This window comes from Humisphaera borealis, from assembly GCF_015169395.1.
Lineage (GTDB): Bacteria > Planctomycetota > Phycisphaerae > Tepidisphaerales > Tepidisphaeraceae > Humisphaera > Humisphaera borealis.
This window is the reverse complement of the sequence record NZ_CP063458.1, coordinates 4,874,795-4,893,307: the sequence shown is the minus strand read 5'-3', so window position 1 is coordinate 4,893,307 and position 18,513 is coordinate 4,874,795. Positions and strand designations below refer to the sequence as shown.

The following is an 18,513-nucleotide window of genomic DNA, read 5'->3' as shown; positions in this document are numbered from 1 at the left end:
CGACTTGCGATTTGTTAGGCGACCCCGACATCGAGATCCCTTTCCCGGGCAGCTCGGGCGAATGGCCCACGAATTGGGGAAACTGATCCGGGAACGGAAGCGATCCACGAATCTTCGCGAACGCGCCGTCGAGCGTGATCATGTTCCGCGGCGTGGTGGACAGTTCCCCTGCCCATGCATTCACGTCGGCGACTGACTTGGCCACCTTCAATGTCACGCGAATGTTCGACGCTTCCGCCAATGCATCTGTGCCCCAACCCTGAAGCAGAATCACGACCGACTCCAGCGGACGAATGGTGATGGGCGGCGGGAGCCGGTCTTTGTCGCCGGTTCCGCCGACGCCGGGCCGCGTCGCGGCGTCGGCCATGACCTCATCCCTGGACCAGGGCGTTCGCTTCCATTTCCCGCTGCCGACTTTGCAGATAAGCCGAAACGGGACTTCAGTGCCTCTATAGGAATTCCCGCGGGGAATGGCGATGGGTTTGGAAGAGACGTTCTTCACGCGAAGCAGGACGCGAATGCCGGTGCCTCCCCAGTTCGAGTCGTCGATTCGCGCCGTCAGGCCGTTGACCGCGGGAGGAAAGTCGGGTTCCGCCGGCCGAGACGCCGAATGCTGAGTGGCTGCCGCCGCGTCGGGGAAGGCTTCGTGGATCAGGCGGGACAGACGCTCAAACTCGCCGGGGCCGCCCAGCATCGGAATGTCACGATTCAACTCGCGGACCTTGGCATCCCGCTGATGCGCGCGACTTTCCGCGTCAATCACTACACGCTTCCCACCAGGCTCCGGCTCGACGGTGTCAGGGTTGCCAATCGCCACAGCGGTCGGTTGAGTGGCTGGGCGCTCGTCGTGGCCAACTGCACTACGACAGGATGGTGCCGCGATCCCGACCATGGCCAGGACAGACAATGCGATCGCAAATCGAAGGTGAGGGTGCATTTTCGCCGCCCTGAAAACTGCTTTCCTACTGCACCCTCGCGGCACCAATTCGTCGGCGACCGCTAGAGGAACTACTCGCTACATCACTGCTTTCAAGAGCCATCCGCCCAGAAGCAGGAACGCAACTACGGCGACGAACGCAGGCAGTCCGAGGATCGGCTGTCCTGGGTTCAGCGCGGCAGAAGTTAGAATGTACGCTACATACCCGACGGTCGCCCATACGACCGAGACACCGAAGGACCAACCCAAATCTTCCGCCCGCGAGACATCGTTCGGGCGACCCAGTGACATTCCACCGGCTATCAGTTGAATCACGAACAATAACGACAAGTCACCGACGGGACGAAGCACCGCGCCTGCGAGCAACGCCCATGCGATCACACCGGCCGTCTGAAACGCCAAAGAGACGAAGTAGATACTCTGGACGATCCTCGTCATCAGGAATCCCTACTGCACCATGCCCTTGGTCAGCCTCAGGAAGACATCCTCCAGCTTCAGCTTCTCCGGGTGAATGCTGTCGATGGAAATGCCGCCGGCGACGAGTCGTTCAGCGAGGAAGCCGTGGTGCTGGTCGGGATCGTGCAGGACGACCGACAGCGTGGTCGTGCCGGGCGCGGGCATGCTGCCGGGGACCGGGGCGGCGAGTTCGGCGCGATCGACCCGGCCGTCGGATTTCAGTACGCCGATCGCCCGCTCGGCGTCGCCCATGATCGTCACGCTGATAATCGGGTGTGCCCGCGCGCGGTCCATCAGTTCTTCAACCGTACCCTGCACGATCATCTTGCCGCGTTCGATGATCCCCAGCTTGTTACAGAACTCGCCCAGCTCCGACAGGATGTGCGAGCTGATGAGAATCGTCTTGCCGAGCCGCTGCAGTTCCTTGAGCAGTTCGCGAATTTCGATGCGGGCGCGGGGGTCCAGGCCGCTGGCCGGCTCGTCCAGCAGCAGTACCGGCGGATCGTGAATCAGCACGCGGGCGAGGCTGAGCCGCTGCGTCATGCCGCGGCTGAGGGAATCGACCAGCGCATCGCGCTTGTACTTGAGGTCCGTCAGCTCAAGCACCTGCTCGACCGTACTCTTGCGCTGCTTGCGTGGAATGGCGTAGGCGCTGGCGAAGAACTCGAGGTATTCGCTGACTTTAAGGTCTTCGTAGACGCCGATGAAATCTGGCATGTAGCCCACCTGACGTCGGACAAAGTCGCCATTGCCGGCGACGGCCTTGCCCATGACCATCGCACTGCCGCTGGAGGGCTCGAGCAGCCCGGCGAGGATTTTCATGGTGGTCGATTTGCCCGCGCCGTTGGGCCCGATGAACCCGAAGACATCTCCCGCGGCGAGTTCGAGATTGAGCGAGTCCAGAGCGCACAAAGCACCATACCGCTTCGTGAGATTCTGCGTACTGATTGCCGGCGGCGCAGAGACGGCGACGCCGGGCTGCCCCGGCATCAATGCGGGCGGCGTTGCGTCCATGGTCGCGATTGCGACGTCTGTCGACTCTGGCCCAGGCGCTTCGTTCATCGCTTGTCCCGTCAGTTGGCTGATTAAGTGATTGGCTGCTCAAAGATGGCGAGACCCGCGATCGCCTCGCCATGCCTACTTCTCTGCGGCGGTCAGCCGCACCAGTGCACGAACGACCGTGTCGTGCCGCTCGATCGCCGGCTCATTTCCACGAAGAACCACCGGGGGCCTCGGGTTATCGACGATGGCATAGATCACGGCATGGGTGCCATCGCTCACCGCCTCGTCGGCCCGCGCCGCCCGCCGCCCGGAAAGACCTGTCGCAAGCGCCCAGACCGAGCCCGGGTCGGGAGGAGGCGTTTCGCTGTAATAGCGGGCGTTTCCACCGGACCCGTCGGTCGGCGTCATCGAAACGGCCTTGACGACGCCGTCAATCTCGACCGTTTTGCCTGGATCGACACGCTGGATGAGCGGCAACATTCGCGTGAGCTTGATATGGCGCGTGTCGCCGCGGCTGTCGCGATAGGCCGAATCTTTTTCCGCCAATGGCACCACCGACGGCGGACCAGCAGCGTCGGCCACGTAACCCTCGCGGACAGCAATGCGAATATCCTTCAGCGGTTGGCCGGACCGATTGGCGATCGTTCCGCTGACCCGCCAGTCCGACCCGACAGGCCGGCATCGCAGATCGGCCTTGATGAAGGGCTCGCCGGCGACCAGGTTCTCGCCTCGCAATGCCCGCATGTTCCAGACGTTGATCGTCATTTCCTGCGGCTGGTTGCCCTCGGTCGTCTGGCGGAACGGGACGTCCAGCTTCATTCCCCCGCCGCCGTACGAATGCATCGCCGAGGCTGGCTCCCACCAACCGGTCGGGGGCTGTAGCGTCGGGATGGGCTTGCCGTTGGCGTCGTCGCGGGTCGGGGCTGCGTCGATGTAGTAGTCGGTCGTGCGCGGGGAATAGATACCCGCAAGCGTCGTCCGCGCCACGACCTGATCGCCGGCCTGGTCGATCAGCGTTACCGTGCGATAGTGCAGATCGCCGCTCTTGAAAACCTTGCCGATGAACAGCGCGCCGACCGTGATCAGCCCGATCCAGCCTGCGGTCGTCACCCACGTCCAGGGCTGGCGTCCGAGCTTGCGGAGCACAAACCAGTCGACCGGACCGACGACGGCCATCATCCCCAGCACCACCCAGACGACGTACGAGAACCCGAACCGCCCCGCCCCCGGCACATTCGCCAGGTGATCCTGAAGGTCCGACATCGCACCCTGCTGGAGCTGCGAGGCCGGGTCGAGCGCGTAGTAGCCGTGGTTGCTCTGGTTCCTCGCTTCCGAGTCGAACACGCCTTTCAGCAGCGCTCCGTGCAACAGCTTTGCGCCGTCGGACCGATCGAACAACAGCTCATTGATGTTGATGGGTGCGACAACAACCCTGCCAAAGCCGTGGTCGCGGGCATAGGCAGTCAGCTTGGCGCCGGCGGCGTCTTCGGGCATCAGGTCGATCGCTTCGGCGTCGGCGGTCGGGGAGAGGGCAAAACCCATCATCCCTTTAAACCGATCCCCCAGCCCTGCTTTGATGCGCTGCTGGTCGGTGAACGCGTAGTTCTTCGGCCCGCCCACCCGGCACGGCAGGATGCGCCCGATCGGGCTGTCGGCTGGGGTCGGCGTGTCCGACGGCCACAGCAGCAGCATGCCGCCGGTCCGCACCCAATCCGCGATCGCCTGCTGGCGCGACGGCTCGATCGTGTTCAGGTCGGCCCGGTTCAGCACGAGCAAGTCCAGCGGGTCGTACCCCACCGGCTGGTCGGGTAGCAGCTCCGGCCTGATGCCGGCGTACCGCATGGGAACACCGACATTCTGCTCGAAGTTGGCCAACCGAAGATTCGGCCCGGTCACGCCGACGAACTTCTGCTCCGCTGACAGCGTGTTCTCGTAAGCGTTGGTGCCGCTGTCCGGGTCGGCCGGCCAGCGGGCAAGTAGCTTTCCCGAGTCGGCATCACGGAGTACGACGACCGGCGGATCGCCGTAGCGCTCACTCGCGGGTGCGTACAGGATGACAGTCGTCGGCTGCGGGCCCAGCGTGATGTACTGGCGCAGCCGCATGACGTAAGGGCCAGCCTGCGGGGCGTCGAACTCGATCAGGGCCTGCCGTGGTTTGATATCGGAAGCGGAGATGAAGATCGGCGTCCAGCGGCCGGTGCGGACGCTCCCATCCCAGCCAAAGCTGACGTCAAGCTGCGTCGCCGCCAGCGCCGGCGGAACAAGCCCGCCGACGAGCAGAAGGGCGAAAAGGTGCTTCAATCGGAGCAAAAGCCGCATAACGGTCCCCGTGGCCAGGTGCATGCTACGCGGGCGGATTGTAGAGGTCCGGCGTCCGCGCCGAAAGCGGCGCGGACAGCGGTCCTTTTAGGATCATCCGTTGGAGGCGTCAGGCGGTGCGCCAGAAGCGTCAGGCCCTGCCCTACTTGAACCAGATCGTGTCCGCGAGCCACTTGCCGTCGGTCAGGATGAGCGTCGTCAGTGTGCGGCCGTTCTTCATCTTGATCTTGGCTGTCTTCTTGGCGCCTTCGCCAGCGACGTCCACCGACGCGACCAAATCGTCGATTGTCATCTTCGCAGCGTTACCTTTGCCCTTTTCCACCGCTTCCTTGGTGATCTTTTCCTTCTGGCGTTCGGTGAAGTGCGCCTTGAGCTTGTCCACGTCGCCGGCCTTGAGTAGATCGAACTGCGTGGCGATCGCGGCCTTGACGTCAGCGGCGTCATCGGCGCGAGCCGGCGTGGCAAACGTGACGATGCTCAGGGCAATCAGGACCAGAGCGGAAATGCGGTGTGCGGACACCAAGCGCATGGAAGCCTCCCGGGAAGAGATGAGGATTGGGAATCGAACACGGAGGATCGCCTACGCGACCCTCCGTGCCGCATTCTCCATGCGCAATCGGCGATTCTCAATCGCAAAATCACATCGCGGCCTGCAACTCGCGCTCGTGCCGCGCCGCGACGGCGAAATCCAGAATGCCGTACATGGCGTACACATCGGCGGCCCGGCGGCAGGCCTCGGCGTAGGCCTCGGTCAGGTCACCCATCGGCAGCCCGGTCATGGCGATGAAGTCGCGCAGATCGTCGAACGTCGGCGCGAAACGCGACGCCTGCAGCTCGGGCGTCGCCCGGCGATACGCCCACTCGACGAAGTCTAATTCCTGGCCCCACCAGCCAACGGCCTTGGCCTTGACGACCTTCTGTACCGCCTGGGTCTGCTGAAGGGCGACCGGGTCGCCGAGTTCCGGCCAGATGTCGATGTACAGATAGTCGATCGGGGCGGGCCCTAGGTCGGCCGCAGTCAGTTCCATCATGTCGCGATGCAGGAAGCGGATCTTGTCGCCGCCCACCCACTTCTCGAAGCCGGCCCCTTTCCGGACGAGGTCGAACACCGCCGGGTCGCGGTCAACGGCGATGATCTCCGTGACCTGCGGAAGCAACGCGATGTTGAACAGGAACATGCCCATGCCCACGCCGCAAACCACGACCCTGCCGCGGGCGTGCTTCAGATGAAGGGCGTGGGATTCCCGTTCCAGACGCGAGGTGGACATCCAGATGTCACCGCCGTGGACGATATAGTGCCCCGGCGGCTCGACATCGAGGCCGCTGTAGTAGCCAAGTTCTCGCGATTCGGCAGGCTTTCGAACCAGTGTCCAGCCCCCAAACACACCGGACGTGTAGGCCGGCGACTGAGGGTACGGGTATTCCGGCGGCATTCCTGCCGCGGCAAGTTGGTGGGCGATCACTGGACTCCGAAAGAGGGACTGCGATAGACGACCTTCAGGCCGAGAATCGTGGGCACGGCTTTGTGGATGCCGTGCTGCATCAGGACTTGCGCCGCCGGGCCCCCGTCGGCCATCACCTCGTACGCGAGCTGAGCCGCGTCGCTCTTGGTCAGGTGAACCGACTGCGGTTCACCGCCGGCCTTCCTGAAGGCCGCGATCGCGACGTTAATGCGACTGGTGACGGTAACCTTCTCGGCGAGGATGCGACTGGGCTTGATCATCTGCGAGGGGGGAGGGAGAAATGCGTGGTCCTGACGAGTCAGACCTGGGCTGGAAAGCCGCTCGTTCACAACTTTCCAGCGGCATTCTAGCAGGATCGGCCGGGCGATTCGCCCCCGCGCGGGATTATTCGAGTGTCATCGACACTTACGCTACAGCGCGGTACGTTCACCAAGCAACCTGATCCTCATCGTTCGACCGCGCGATGACGCTCCTGCGCCTGACCAACATCTTCAAGCACTTCGGCGGCGTTCATGCGCTCAAGGGTGTCTCGTTCGAACTGCGGGCCGGCGAAGTCCACGCCGTGGTCGGCGAGAACGGCGCCGGCAAATCAACTCTGATCAAGGTCATTGCCGGTGCCCACCAGCCCGATGAGGGCACAATCGAGATCGCCGGCCAGACGATCGACAGGCTCGATCCGAAGCTCAGCCGGGAACTCGGCATCGCGGTCATCTATCAGCAGCCGGCGCTGTTTCCGGACTTGTCCGTCGCCGAGAACATCGGCCTGCGGCTGGATCGTGGCGGACCGTGGCGTATTCTGAACTGGCGGGAGCGCCATCGCCGGGCGGCCGAACTGCTTGCCCGCGTGGGTGCAGACATTTCCCCCTCGGCGATTGTCCGCGACCTTTCCATGCCCCGGCAGCAACTGGTCGAGATCGCCAGCGCGCTGGGCGGCGGCGCGAAGGTGCTGATTCTTGATGAGCCGACCGCATCACTGTCCGAGCGCGAGGTGGAGAACCTTTTCCGGGTCGTGCGTGAACTTCGCGCCGCCGGCGTCGGGATGATCTACATCTCCCATCGGCTCGAGGAACTCCCGCAGATCGCCGACCGCGTCACCGTCCTTCGTGACGGAAGCTACATCGGCACCGAAGCGATGGCGGACGTCGATCGCGCCAAGCTCATCCGCCTGATGGTCGGCCGCGAGGTGTCGGCGATCTACCCGAAGTCAAAGGCGAAACTCGGCGACGTCGTGCTGGAAACCGACCACCTCGGTTGCACAGCCAGCGGCGTTCGCGGAATCAACCTGAGCGTCCGGGCCGGCGAGATTCTGGGCCTGGCAGGGCTGGTCGGTGCCGGGCGAACCGAACTGGCCCGCATCCTCTTCGGACTGACCCCCGCCGACAGCGGCCGCATCGTGCTGCACAGCGAGGAGCAGGAGATTCGCTCGCCCGTCGATGCCGTCGCCAAGGGCATCGCGTACGTGCCCGAAGACCGCCGGCGTCACGGCGTCGTACTCGAACTGCCCGTTTCGGCGAACACCACGCTCGCGGTCCTCAAGCAGATCGCGGCCCGCGGACTGCTCAACTTCGGCAAAGAGCGCAGGATCAGCGAAGGCTTCGTCCGCCGGCTGGGCATCAAGACGCCATCGGTCGATGTGCCGGTCGGGCATCTGTCCGGCGGCAACCAGCAGAAGGTCGCGCTGGCCCGCTGGCTTGCGACCGATCCGGCCCTGCTGATCCTCGACGAACCGACGCAAGGCGTGGACGTCGGGGCAAAGTCCGAGATCCACCGGCTAATGGGCGACCTTGCGGCCCGCGGGCTGGCAATCATCATGATCTCGTCGGAACTGCCGGAAATCCTCGGCATGAGCGACCGCATCGCCGTCATGCACGCCGGCGAAATCGTCGGGCTGCTGAGCCGCGAAGAGGCGACGCAGGAGAAGATCATGGAACTGGCGCTGGGCAGCTCGACGGCGAATGCGTAGGAGATCAATGCGAACATCGAACATCGAACTCCGAACGCCGAACATCGAAGGAAGAGGGTCCGCGCACGGATCTGCATCCTGGTCATTCGGCGTTGGACGTTCGGCGTTCGGCGTTCGGCATTCGGAGTTCTCACAACAGCGTGATCCTCACCTCAAGTTAGCGAGGCGAGCATGACCCGCTACTTCCGCGAGCTCGCCGTCTTCGTCGCATTCGCTCTCCTGGCGGTGATCATGTTCATCGCCCGGCCGGACGTCTTCTGGGCCGAGTTCCGCAACACCTGGCTTTCGGCATCGCCGACGCTTGTGGTGGCCGTCGGGATGACGCTGATCATCATCTCGCGGCAGATCGATATCTCGGTCGGGTCACAACTGTCGGTCTGTGCAGTGTTGGCCGCGGTATTCGCCAAAGCGGGGTTGCCGATGCCAGTCGTCACGCTCGCAGCGATCAGTTGCGGTGCCGCGATCGGCGCGTTCAACGGCCTGTTTGTCGCGTTGTTTCGGCTTCCGTCCATCGTCGTCACGCTCGCGACGATGGTCATCAGCCGCGAGGCATTGTCGTGGGCAAGGCAGGGCGCATCGGTCCAGGGCCTTCCGCCGGGGTTTCAGTGGCTCGGCTTGCCCCAGGCCGGTGGAGAGATGGTCTTGATGGTGACGGCCGCGATCGTGCTCGGCGTTGCCGTCTGGGCGACGCGGTCGCTGGCGGCAGGACGCGCGCCCTACGCCGTCGGCTCGGACCTTGAAGCCGCCCGCTTGGCCGGCGTACGACCGAAGCAGGTGGTTTTCTGGGTGTTCGTCCTGACCGGCGCACTGGCGGGCCTGGCCGGCACACTTGAAGCGATCCGCCAGCCCATCGTCGCGACTAATCTCGGCAAAGACCTGGAACTGAAAGTGATCGCCGCCGTCGTCGTCGGCGGAACGGCAATCACCGGCGGGCGCGGCCGCATGCTCGGCACGCTCGCCGGCGTCGCCCTGCTGTCGATCATCGGGCCGGCCCTGTCGTCGCTCAACGTTCCGCAGGAATGGGAAAAAGCCGTCTACGGATCGATCATCCTGCTGGCCGTCGGGTCGGAGGTGTTGTTACGCCGAGACAAGAATCCGAACGCACAGCGGCTGGCGGCGGCATGACAAGCTGGTCCACGAATCAACACGAATGAGCACGAATGAAGACATCGAAGCTGATCCAAGCCTTTGCGATAGAATCAGACCAACGGGTGACATCTGACGGCCTTTTATTCGTGTCAATTCGTGTTCATTCGTGGACCGTTCTTCCTTCGTGAACAGCCTCGCAGGTGAAAGCTCGATGACGGTGTTCGCCTCTCAACCTCAAACCCTGCCGGGCGATACCAGGCCCGACTTCTCGCCTGCGCCCCAGCAGGTGGTGCTGGTGCTGGTACTGCTGTTCGAGGTCGGCATCTTCGGTCTGCTCGGTGAAAACTTCCTCTCGCTCGAAAACCTTCTCACAGTCCTTCGCCAGAACGCCGACCTGGGGCTGATCGCGCTGGCGCTGACGCCGATCATCCTGACCGGCGGGATCGACCTGTCGGTGGGTTCGCTCATGGGTCTTTCGGCCGTTGTCCTGGGCAAGCTGCACGATGCCGGAGTTCCACTGTGGCTGGCCGTCCCTGCGGTGGTGTTGATGGCGACCCTCTGCGGCGCGTTCAACGGGCTGCTCATCACCCGTGGGAAGATGCCGCCGCTGATCGTGACGCTGGGCACGTTCGCGTTGTTCCGCGGTGTGGCCGAGGGGCTGACACGCGGGCAGGGAAGCTTCGGCGGTTTTCCCGAAGGCTTCGTCGACCTGGGCCAGGGAACGACCCTCGGCCTGCCGACGCAGTTGTGGATCTTCCTCCCCGCGGCCGTGCTGTTTTACCTGCTGGTCCATCGCTCGACCGCCGGCCGGGCGCTGTCGGCGATCGGCTACTCGGCCGACGGCGCCCGCCATGCCGGCATTCGCGTCGATCGGCTGACGCTGTCGATGTACGCCTTGGCCGGCTTCTGTGCCGGCCTGGCGTCGATCATCTATGTCGCCCGGTTCGGCGAAGCGCGGGCCAACGCCGCCTCGGGGTTCGAACTCCAGGCGATTACGGCCGTCGTTCTCGGCGGAACGAGCATCTTCGGCGGGCGGGCCAGCATCATTGGCACCCTGCTCGGCCTGCTCGCGATCGCGTTCCTAGAAAACGGCCAGACGCTCGCCAGCGCGTCTCGCGAATTGACCGGCATTCTCGTCGGCGTCCTGCTGCTTTCGGCGGCGGGATTGGACTATCTGCAGAAACGCCGTGGCGCAGGTGTAACGCCTGCCGCAGCCGCGACGGCTGCACCACAAAAAGGGACCTCGGAGGACTTGGACATGCGGAACTCTCAACTCGCCGTGCTCTGCGCGGTGATCGTCGCCGCGGCGCTGATTATCGCCGGCGGCAACTACATGCTCGTCAACGCGATCAAGGGCGATCTGCACAACGCCCGTGCATCGGGCGGGCCCGGTAACGGCGGGACCGGCAAGAAGCTGACCATTGCGATGATGCCCAAGACCAAGGGCAACGCCTACTTCATCGCCTGCCAGAAAGGCGCCGAAGAGGCCGCGAAGGAACTGGGCATCGACCTGATCTGGGACGGCCCGGCGAGCAACAACGCCGACCCCGCCGCCCAGAACACGCTGGTCGAAACCTGGATCACCCGGAAGGTGGATGTCATTGCGGTCGCCGTCGAGAACCAGACGGGTTTGTCGACCGCGCTGCGCAAGGCACAGGAGGCAGGCATCAAGGTCGTCACCTGGGACGCCGATGCCGACGCCAACGCGCGATCCTTCTTCTGCAACCAGGCCACCCCCGACGGCATCGGCGACACGCTGATGGACCTGGCCGCCAAGACGATGAACAATGAAGGCGAGTTCGTCATCATCAGCGGCTCGCAGACCGCGGCAAACCTGAACCTCTGGCGCGACCGCATCCTGCTGCGTGTCAAAGACTATCCCAAGATCACCTGCGCCGAGGTCGTCTACTGTGACGACAACCAGAATATCGCCACCGATCTGGGCAAGCGGATGATCAACAAGTATCCGAACCTGAAGCTCATTCTCGGCAACTGCTCCCCCGCCGTTCCGGGCGGCGCTGAAGCGGTCAAGCAGTCAGCACGCCCGGGCGTGAAGGTCATCGGCGTAAGCCTGCCGAACGAGAACAAGAAGTACGTCCACGAAGGCGTTACCGCCGCGGTAGTGCTCTGGAAGACCGCCGACCTGGGCTACCTGACGGTCCACGCCGCCAAGGCGACGGCCGAAGGCACGCTCAAGCCCGGCGCGACCAGTTTCACCGCCGGCCGGCTAGGCGAACTGCGGATCGACGGCACAAGTATCATCCTGGGCAAGCCGTTCATCTTCACGAAAGACAACATCGATCAGTTTGATTTCTGATCGGCGGAAATACGGGATCACCACGGATACACGGAGGGTCACTCGGTGATCAGACATGAGTGAGGAGACTCCCCATATCTCACGTTCCCCGTTCTTCATCCTTCATGCTTCATTCGCTTCTGATGGGTCGATTTGCCCTCCGTGCCGCCGAATCAATCCTCGCCTCCCACGCCAATACACGCCGAGCTTTCCATGACCCACCGCGACCCCTTTTCCCTGCTTCATCCCCGCCACGCGATTGTCGACACGATCGAGCGCATCTACCGCTACCGAATGACGACCACGTCCGGCGGAAACATCTCGGTTCGTGAAGACAACGGCGACGTCTGGATCACGCCCGCCCGCGTGGACAAGGGGTCGCTCCGGCCGACCGACATTGTCCGCGTCGCGACGGACGGCACGAGCGTCGGCCTGCACAAGCCCAGCAGCGAGTTCCCGTTCCACCGCATGATCTACGATGCCCGGCCGGACGTACGCGCTGTCGTCCACGCGCACCCCGTTGCATTGGTCGCGTTCAGCATCTGCGGGCAGTCGCCGGACACCACGCTTTTTCCACAGGCTCGAAACGTTTGCGGCGAAGTGGGGTTTGCGCCCTATGCACTGCCAGGGAGCGACCGCCTCGGACGGAACGTGGCAGATGTGTTTGCCAAGGGCTTCAACTGCGTCATGCTGGAGAACCACGGCGTTGTCGTCGCCGGGACGACGCTTGCCGAGGCCTTCGCCCGCTTTGAGACGCTGGAGTTCACCGCCAAGACCGCCATCAAGGCCCGGCGGTTGGGCGATTTGCGCGGGCTGTCATCGGCACAGATCGAACTGTCACACCGACCGCGCGGCTTGACCCAATCGTTCGAGCCGGCGGAGCCGACAAGCCAGGAGAAGGAAGCCCGCCAGCTCGTCGCCGACTTTGTGTTGCGTGGCTACCGCCAGCGGTTGCTCACCAGCACCGAAGGGAGCTACTCCGCACGCCTGGGCGACGACGCATTCGTCATCACCAGCACGGGGATCGATCGCGCCCACACAACGCCAGCAAACCTCACCCTCGTCGTCGGCGGCAAAGCCGAGGCCGGCAAGCGACCGAGCCGCGCGGCGGCGGCACACCGGGCGATCTACCTGCGGCATCCACAGATCGGATCGATCGTCAACGCCATGCCGGTCAACGGGGCGGCGTTCGGCGTCGTCGGGCCGGCGGTCGGGGGATCGGCCGTCGCTCCCAGCCTGCTGGACGCCCGCACCATTCCCGAAAGCTACATCTTCCTGCGCGACGTCGGCATCGTCCCCTACGGCGTTCAGTACGCCGAACCGCATCGCCTGGCCGACCTGATCTCCCCCACCCGGCCCGTGCTTCTTCTGGAGAACGACGGCGTGCTCGTCGCCGGCCAATCGCCGCTCGACGCGTTCGATCGACTCGAAGTGCTCGAATCGACCGCCGAGGCCCTGATCAACGCCCGGTCCGTCGGCGCGTTAACACCGATGGGTGAAGACGTCGTCGCCGAATTACGGCGGGCGTTCATGTAGCCTGTGAGAGGCGAAGCCTGACGACGAGCCGTTGATCTGATGACTAAACCCATGAAGTATCTGCTCCTGCTCGTTGTGTTTACGGCAGGCTCGTCCGCAGCCGCACCACCATCGCCGGGTCCGGCCGACGCCGAGCACGAAAAGCGGTTGGCGGCTTACCTGGCACGACCGTTTCCGGCATCGATCACTGCGATCTCGGTCGATTCGAAAGCTATCCGTGTAGAAGGCCGACTCCCTGCCGGAACCTTAGGTGCATCTCTGGCGGAAGTGCCTCTCTGGGCCGACGTCACCGACCTGAAGTCGTCGCCGACCGTCCTGCCGATTGCGCCCGCCGGCGACGGGCGCTTCACACTTACGACGGACCGACATGCCGAGCTCGACGGCCGGCGTCATGACCGGCTTCTGTCCCGTTGGGCGGTGGTCCGCCAGGAACCCGGCACTCTGACCCTGCTTTCGGCCGCGCGCTGGGCCGACGCCGTCAATCCGTCGGCCGAGACACCCCCGCCGATGAAGCCGACAAGCAAGAAAGGCCTGGGCGGGTTCCACGCCGGGCGCCTGACCAGCGATCTGGACGAACTCGGGATCGGCGCGGTGACGGTGAACATCCCGATCACGGCGTTCATGCGAACCGATGCCGGTCCGGGCCGAACCGCATTCGATTACGCCGGCCGAACCTGGTGGGGGGAGGACCGCTCCGTCGCCGGCTTCGACCGCACGATGCTCGATGCGGCCGCTCGCAAGATCGTCGTGTCGGCGATCGTCTTGATTCCGTTGCCCAGGTCGGCGGCGAAGGACTCGTTTGCGTCGCTGGTCGCCCATCCCGACGCCAATCCCGCCGGCACCTACACGATGCCGAACTTCACCAGCCGCGCGGGGTGCGACGCCTACGCCGCCGCGATGGAGTTTCTCGCCAGCCGCTACGGCCGCGCCGACGGCAAGTTCGGCCGCATTCATCATTACATCCTGCACAACGAAGTGGACGCCGGCTGGGAATGGACGAATGTCGGTGAGAAGCCCGCCAATGTGTACCTGGAGCTTTACCACCGCTCGATGCGGACCGCACACCTGATCGCCCGGCAGTACGACCCCAACGCCAAGGCGTTCATCTCCCTGACGCACCACTGGGCCAAGGCCGGCGGCCCTGCGCTGCGGTACTACGCCAGCCGCGATCTGCTGGAACTGCTCCTGAGCTTCTCGCGGGTTGAGGGGGATTTTGACTGGGCGATCGCCCATCACCCCTATCCGCAGGATCTGCGCAACCCGCGGACCTGGGAGGACAAGCAGCCGGGCTTCTCATTCGATACGCCGAAGATCACACTCCGAAACCTCGAGGTGCTCGACGCGTGGGTGTCGCAGCGCCGAACGATGTACCTGGGCAAATCCCGACGCACGATCCATCTCAGCGAGCAGGGGTTGAACTCGCGTGATTACTCCGACAAATCGCTGACCGATCAGGCCGCCGGCCTGGCGTACGCCTGGTCGAAGATCAGGAGCCTCGATTCGATCGAGGCGTTCCAGTACCACAACTGGATCGACAACCGTCATGAAGGCGGACTGCGCATCGGCCTGCGACGATTCCCCGATGACGAAACCGAACCACTGGGAAAGAAGCCGATCTGGACGCTCTACAAGGCACTTGGCACCGCCGGCGAAGCCGCCGCGATGAAACCATACCTCGATGTCGTCAACCTCAAGTCCTGGGACCAGGCGATCCATCGGCAGGCCGTGAAATAGCCGGCGGTACGACGGCGACCGCGGCAATACCTGGTCGCTCGCGGCGTTGACGTCCCTGCCGTTTCGTGAGTTGCGCTCTCGCTGAAGCGATTCGCATTCCATGTCTCATTTTTTGGGAACCCCTATGCAACGAATGACTGTTTTCGCCCTGATCGGACTGCTCTGCACGTCGGCATTCGCCGAACCGGCCGGCGACAAGCTCGCCGATGTTATGGCCAAGGATAGTGAGTGGCAGATCGTCGCCGAAGGCCTGAGCTTTGCCGATGCGCCATCGCTGGATGCCGACGGCAACTTTTACTATTCCGACCTGCGGGCCACACCACCGGGCATCTTCAAGGTCGCCCCAGGCGACGGCCCGACGCCGGCCAAGCCGGTGAAGATCATCGAGGAAGGCCGCAGCGGAACGAAGCTGGGCCCCGATGGCCGGCTGTACGCCTGCGGGAATGAGAAGGTCGTCGCGTATGAACTGCCCGGCGGCAAGGTGACCGTGCTTGCCGAAGCGGTCAAGCCAAACGACCTGGCCGTGTCGCACCGCGGGCATATCTACTTCACCGAAACCGGCAAGAACCAGATCAGCTTTCTCGACGGCAAAGGCGGCGCGGTGGTCGCGGCCGACGTGGGAACGTCCAAGCGGCCCAACGGCATCACGCTGTCGGCCGACCAGAGCCGGCTGATGGTGTCCGAGGCCGGCGGCGACAAGATCTGGAGCTTCGCCATCCAGCCCGACGGCAGCCTCGCCGACAAGAAGGTGTTCGCCACCATGCAGTGCCCGCCCGCCAAGCCCGGCGTCGCCGGCGGCGACGGCATGACCGTAGACACCACCGGTCGGGTCTACGTCACCAGCGCCATTGGCGTGCAGATCTTCTCGCCCGCCGGCGAACTGCTCGGCATCCTCCCCAAGCCCAAGGAAGGCGCGCTCACCAGCTGCGGCTTTGGCGGCAAGGATCTTGCCTACCTGCACGTCACCTGCGGCGACAAGATCTATCGCCGCAAGACACAGGCGACCGGCGTGGTGTTCTACAAAGCCCCGACGGCGAAGTAGGCAGGGGTGTTTGTCGTCCGATGCTGTTCTAAGCTCGACTTCACCACGAAGACACGAAGGTCACGAAGGACCACGAAGGAGATGGCAATCGCAAGGCGTTTCGAACACTCTTGTGCTGGGGATTGTCTCAAAGCGGAACTTGGTGTGCCATGCCCACGCCGCCGCCCGGCGTTCGAGATCCAAAGGCCGCTTTCCGCGTGGGCATGCGGATGTCGAAATCACGTCGCTCGCACATGCCCACGCGGGACATCTTCGTCGAGTTCGATAGCGACTACGGGGCGTGGGCACGGCACACAAACATGGTTTTACGACAGAGCCTGATTCGAATCGTCTTCGTGATCTTCGTGCCCTTCGTGCCCTTCGTGCCCTTCGTGGTGAATTCGAAACGCCAGATGCTTTGATACGCGCATCGAACTGTTGTTCGACCACGCTCCTACACCTCCGGCGTTCTCGCATCACTCATACGCAGCCACATTCAGATTGCCCGATCCCGGCTCTCCATCGAGGTCATTCATGCTCTACGGCAATGTCCTGGCGATCGTATTCTCGATCCTGGGTTTCCTGCTGTCGCTTCAAGGTGTTTGGCTCATGAGCAGCGCGCTATGGCCTGCCCGCGTGGCGGCATCGGCGCGGAAACTCGAACGCTCGATGATCGCCTCTCTGCTGGCGGGCCTGGCGCTGGCGGCGGTTGCGGGGATTGTTCTGCGGGTGTTGATTCGCGCCGGCACCGCCGGACAGTTGGCCGCCGGCCTGCTCGGCCTGGCGCTGCTCATCTACGCCGGCATCGGAATGGCGGGCCTGGTCACGCTCATCGGCCACCGGCTCTCCTCCCCCGCCGATCGCGATCGCCCCTGGAAGGCGACCGTTCGCGGCGGGGTCGTGCTCGGGATGGCTTACCTGTTTCCGGTGCTGGGGTGGTTCGGTGTACTGCCGATCTCGCTGATCGTGGGTGCAGGCGCCACCACGCTGACGTTCCTCAAACGCGGCCCGACCGCGCTCCCACCTTCGCATTCGGAACCCGTCCAATACAACGACGAGCCCGCCGCCGCGCACCGGGAACTGGCCGGAGCATCCCGATGAGCCGGCCACTGATGCCATCGCAGTTCTCCCGCCGGCGGGCGTTGCTCGCGGCCGGGGCCGCGGCAGCGGTCGTGCCGCTGGCCGGGTGCGAAAAACTCATCAGCGAAGCCACCCGCCGAATGGGAACCGACGTTCCCGAAACGCTGTCCGTTCCGACCGGCCCGGATACCGATGCAGCCCATCACCTGCTGTGCCGCGCCGCCTACGGGCCGTGGCCGGGCGATCTCGATGAGGTTCGGACACTCGGCCAGTCGACCTGGATCGAACGCCAACTCGCTCCCGATGACATCGACGACAGCGCGTGCGACCTGCGCGCCCGCGTCTTCGAAGAACTGCTCGATGCCCCTGGCGAATGCTACGAGTTCAAACGAGAGGTGCTACGCGCCGATCTATCTCGCCATACGCTTCTCCGCGCCGTCTACAGCAGGCGTCAGCTCTACGAGGTGATGGTCGGCTTCTGGACCGACCACCTCAACATCAACATCGAAAAAGGGGACTGCATCTACCTCAAGCCCTGGGACGACCAGGAAGTGGTTCGCAAGCATGCCCTGGGAAAGTTCCGAGACCTCATCCGCGCCTCGGCGACCAGCCCTGCGATGCTCGTCTACCTCGACGGCAATCAGAACACCTTCGCCAAAGCCGGCGACATTCCCAACGAAAACTACGGCCGTGAACTTCTCGAGCTGCATACCCTCGGCGTCCACGGCGGCTACACGCAAACCGATGTTTACGAAGCCGCTCGTGCTCTCACCGGCTGGCGGGTCGGCAAGGGGTTCTACCGCGGATCGGTCTTCTTCGAGCCCAAGCTGCACGATGACACCGCCAAGGCGGTTCTCGGCGTCTCGCTACCCGCCGGCGGCGGCGAGGCCGATATCGATCGGCTGGTCGATATCGTCTGCCGTCACCCGGCAACGGCACGGCACATCGCTTTGAAGTTGTGCCAGAAGTTCGTCGCCGAGGATCCGCCCGCGCCGCTGGTCGAACGCGTCGCCGCGGTCTTCACGCAGACCGACGGCGACATCAAATCCCTCGTGCGGACGATCCTGACCAGCGCAGAGTTCGCCGCCGCGAAGGGCGTGAAGTTCAAACGTCCGTTCCAGTTCATCGCCAGCAGCCTGCGGGCCGTCGCCGCCGACACGCACGCCCACGCCCCCCTGATCGAATATCTCGTTCGTATGGGGCAGGGCATTTTCCAGTACCCCACACCCGACGGTTACCCCGACAAGGCCGACCCCTGGCTGGGCACGCTGCTTTGGCGGTGGAACTTCGCGTTCGCGCTCGCCAGTGGATCGGTGCCCACGGTGGTGTCGCCTTTGGACAAACTGACGAAAGCGATCGCCGGCGGCGGCGACGCGCGAGGTGCCTACTTCCGATATCTGACCGGTCGCGACGGAACCGCCGAGGAGATGGAAGCGATCCGCGAAGCCGTGCCGGGAAATGGAACGAGCGCGTCAGAGCGCGCCGACCTGATCGCGCTCGTGCTGGCGTCGCCGGCGTTTCAGATGTGTTGAAGGGAGTAGTCGGTGGTCAGTAGTCAGTAGTCGGAGAAGAGTGAATGACTGACGACTGACGACTGACGACTGACGACTGACGACT

At 64.1% G+C, this 18,513-nt stretch carries 16 protein-coding genes; 10 read left to right on the top strand and 6 right to left on the bottom strand.

The features are described 5' to 3' along the window. Positions 1–610: 610 nt before the first annotated feature. Complete coding sequence (locus IPV69_RS18200) at positions 611–1,003, top strand: hypothetical protein (protein ID WP_206291144.1); 393 nt, start codon at positions 611–613, stop codon at positions 1,001–1,003. Between the two features lie 12 nt (positions 1,004–1,015). On the opposite strand, the gene IPV69_RS18195 is transcribed toward IPV69_RS18200, so the two are convergent. From IPV69_RS18195 to IPV69_RS18170, 6 genes are all read right to left on the bottom strand, one after another. Continuing rightward, a complete protein-coding gene (locus IPV69_RS18195) occupies positions 1,016–1,375 on the bottom strand; it encodes a hypothetical protein (protein ID WP_206291143.1) in 360 nt (119 codons plus the stop codon). 9 nt (positions 1,376–1,384) lie between these two features. Continuing rightward, the gene (locus tag IPV69_RS18190) at positions 1,385–2,407 is read right to left on the bottom strand and encodes an ABC transporter ATP-binding protein (protein ID WP_206291142.1); all 1,023 of its coding nucleotides are present in this window, start codon (positions 2,405–2,407) and stop codon (positions 1,385–1,387) included. Between the two features lie 123 nt (positions 2,408–2,530). Continuing rightward, positions 2,531–4,714: a hypothetical protein gene (locus IPV69_RS18185; protein ID WP_206291141.1), complete on the bottom strand. Its 2,184-nt coding sequence runs from the start codon at positions 4,712–4,714 to the stop codon at positions 2,531–2,533. 142 nt (positions 4,715–4,856) lie between these two features. Then, on the bottom strand, positions 4,857–5,243 hold the full coding sequence (locus IPV69_RS18180; RefSeq protein ID WP_206291140.1) for a hypothetical protein: 387 nt from the start codon (positions 5,241–5,243) through the stop codon (positions 4,857–4,859). A gap of 109 nt (positions 5,244–5,352) precedes the next feature. Then, the gene (locus tag IPV69_RS18175; RefSeq protein WP_206291139.1) at positions 5,353–6,177 is read right to left on the bottom strand and encodes a hypothetical protein; all 825 of its coding nucleotides are present in this window, start codon (positions 6,175–6,177) and stop codon (positions 5,353–5,355) included. Next, positions 6,174–6,437: a hypothetical protein gene (locus tag IPV69_RS18170; RefSeq protein ID WP_206291138.1), complete on the bottom strand. Its 264-nt coding sequence runs from the start codon at positions 6,435–6,437 to the stop codon at positions 6,174–6,176. The genes IPV69_RS18175 and IPV69_RS18170 overlap by 4 nt, the downstream gene beginning before the upstream one ends. A gap of 203 nt (positions 6,438–6,640) precedes the next feature. Between IPV69_RS18170 and IPV69_RS18165 the strand changes: the two genes are divergently transcribed. The 9 genes from IPV69_RS18165 (at position 6,641) to IPV69_RS18125 (ending at position 18,428) form a co-directional block, all read left to right on the top strand. Then, on the top strand, positions 6,641–8,140 hold the full coding sequence (locus IPV69_RS18165) for a sugar ABC transporter ATP-binding protein (protein ID WP_206291137.1): 1,500 nt from the start codon (positions 6,641–6,643) through the stop codon (positions 8,138–8,140). A gap of 171 nt (positions 8,141–8,311) precedes the next feature. Then, positions 8,312–9,265, top strand: a complete 954-nt coding sequence (locus IPV69_RS18160; protein WP_206291136.1) for an ABC transporter permease — start codon at positions 8,312–8,314, stop codon at positions 9,263–9,265. A 130-nt stretch (positions 9,266–9,395) separates the two neighbouring features. Continuing rightward, entirely contained in the window at positions 9,396–11,546 is a 2,151-nt protein-coding gene (locus IPV69_RS18155) for an ABC transporter permease/substrate-binding protein (protein WP_206291135.1), read from the top strand. A gap of 192 nt (positions 11,547–11,738) precedes the next feature. After that, positions 11,739–13,061: a class II aldolase/adducin family protein gene (locus tag IPV69_RS18150; RefSeq protein WP_206291134.1), complete on the top strand. Its 1,323-nt coding sequence runs from the start codon at positions 11,739–11,741 to the stop codon at positions 13,059–13,061. Positions 13,062–13,100: 39 nt separating this feature from the next. Beyond that, on the top strand, positions 13,101–14,795 hold the full coding sequence (locus IPV69_RS18145; RefSeq protein WP_206291133.1) for a DUF5722 domain-containing protein: 1,695 nt from the start codon (positions 13,101–13,103) through the stop codon (positions 14,793–14,795). A 124-nt stretch (positions 14,796–14,919) separates the two neighbouring features. Beyond that, positions 14,920–15,837 (top strand): SMP-30/gluconolactonase/LRE family protein, encoded by a 918-nt coding sequence (locus IPV69_RS18140; protein WP_206291132.1) that lies wholly within the window; start codon positions 14,920–14,922, stop codon positions 15,835–15,837. A gap of 149 nt (positions 15,838–15,986) precedes the next feature. After that, positions 15,987–16,238, top strand: coding sequence for a hypothetical protein (locus IPV69_RS18135; protein WP_206291131.1), 252 nt, complete (start codon positions 15,987–15,989; stop codon positions 16,236–16,238). A 112-nt stretch (positions 16,239–16,350) separates the two neighbouring features. Beyond that, complete coding sequence (locus IPV69_RS18130) at positions 16,351–16,917, top strand: hypothetical protein (RefSeq protein ID WP_206291130.1); 567 nt, start codon at positions 16,351–16,353, stop codon at positions 16,915–16,917. Continuing rightward, the gene (locus IPV69_RS18125; RefSeq protein ID WP_206291129.1) at positions 16,914–18,428 is read left to right on the top strand and encodes a DUF1800 domain-containing protein; all 1,515 of its coding nucleotides are present in this window, start codon (positions 16,914–16,916) and stop codon (positions 18,426–18,428) included. The genes IPV69_RS18130 and IPV69_RS18125 overlap by 4 nt, the downstream gene beginning before the upstream one ends. Positions 18,429–18,513: the final 85 nt, after the last annotated feature.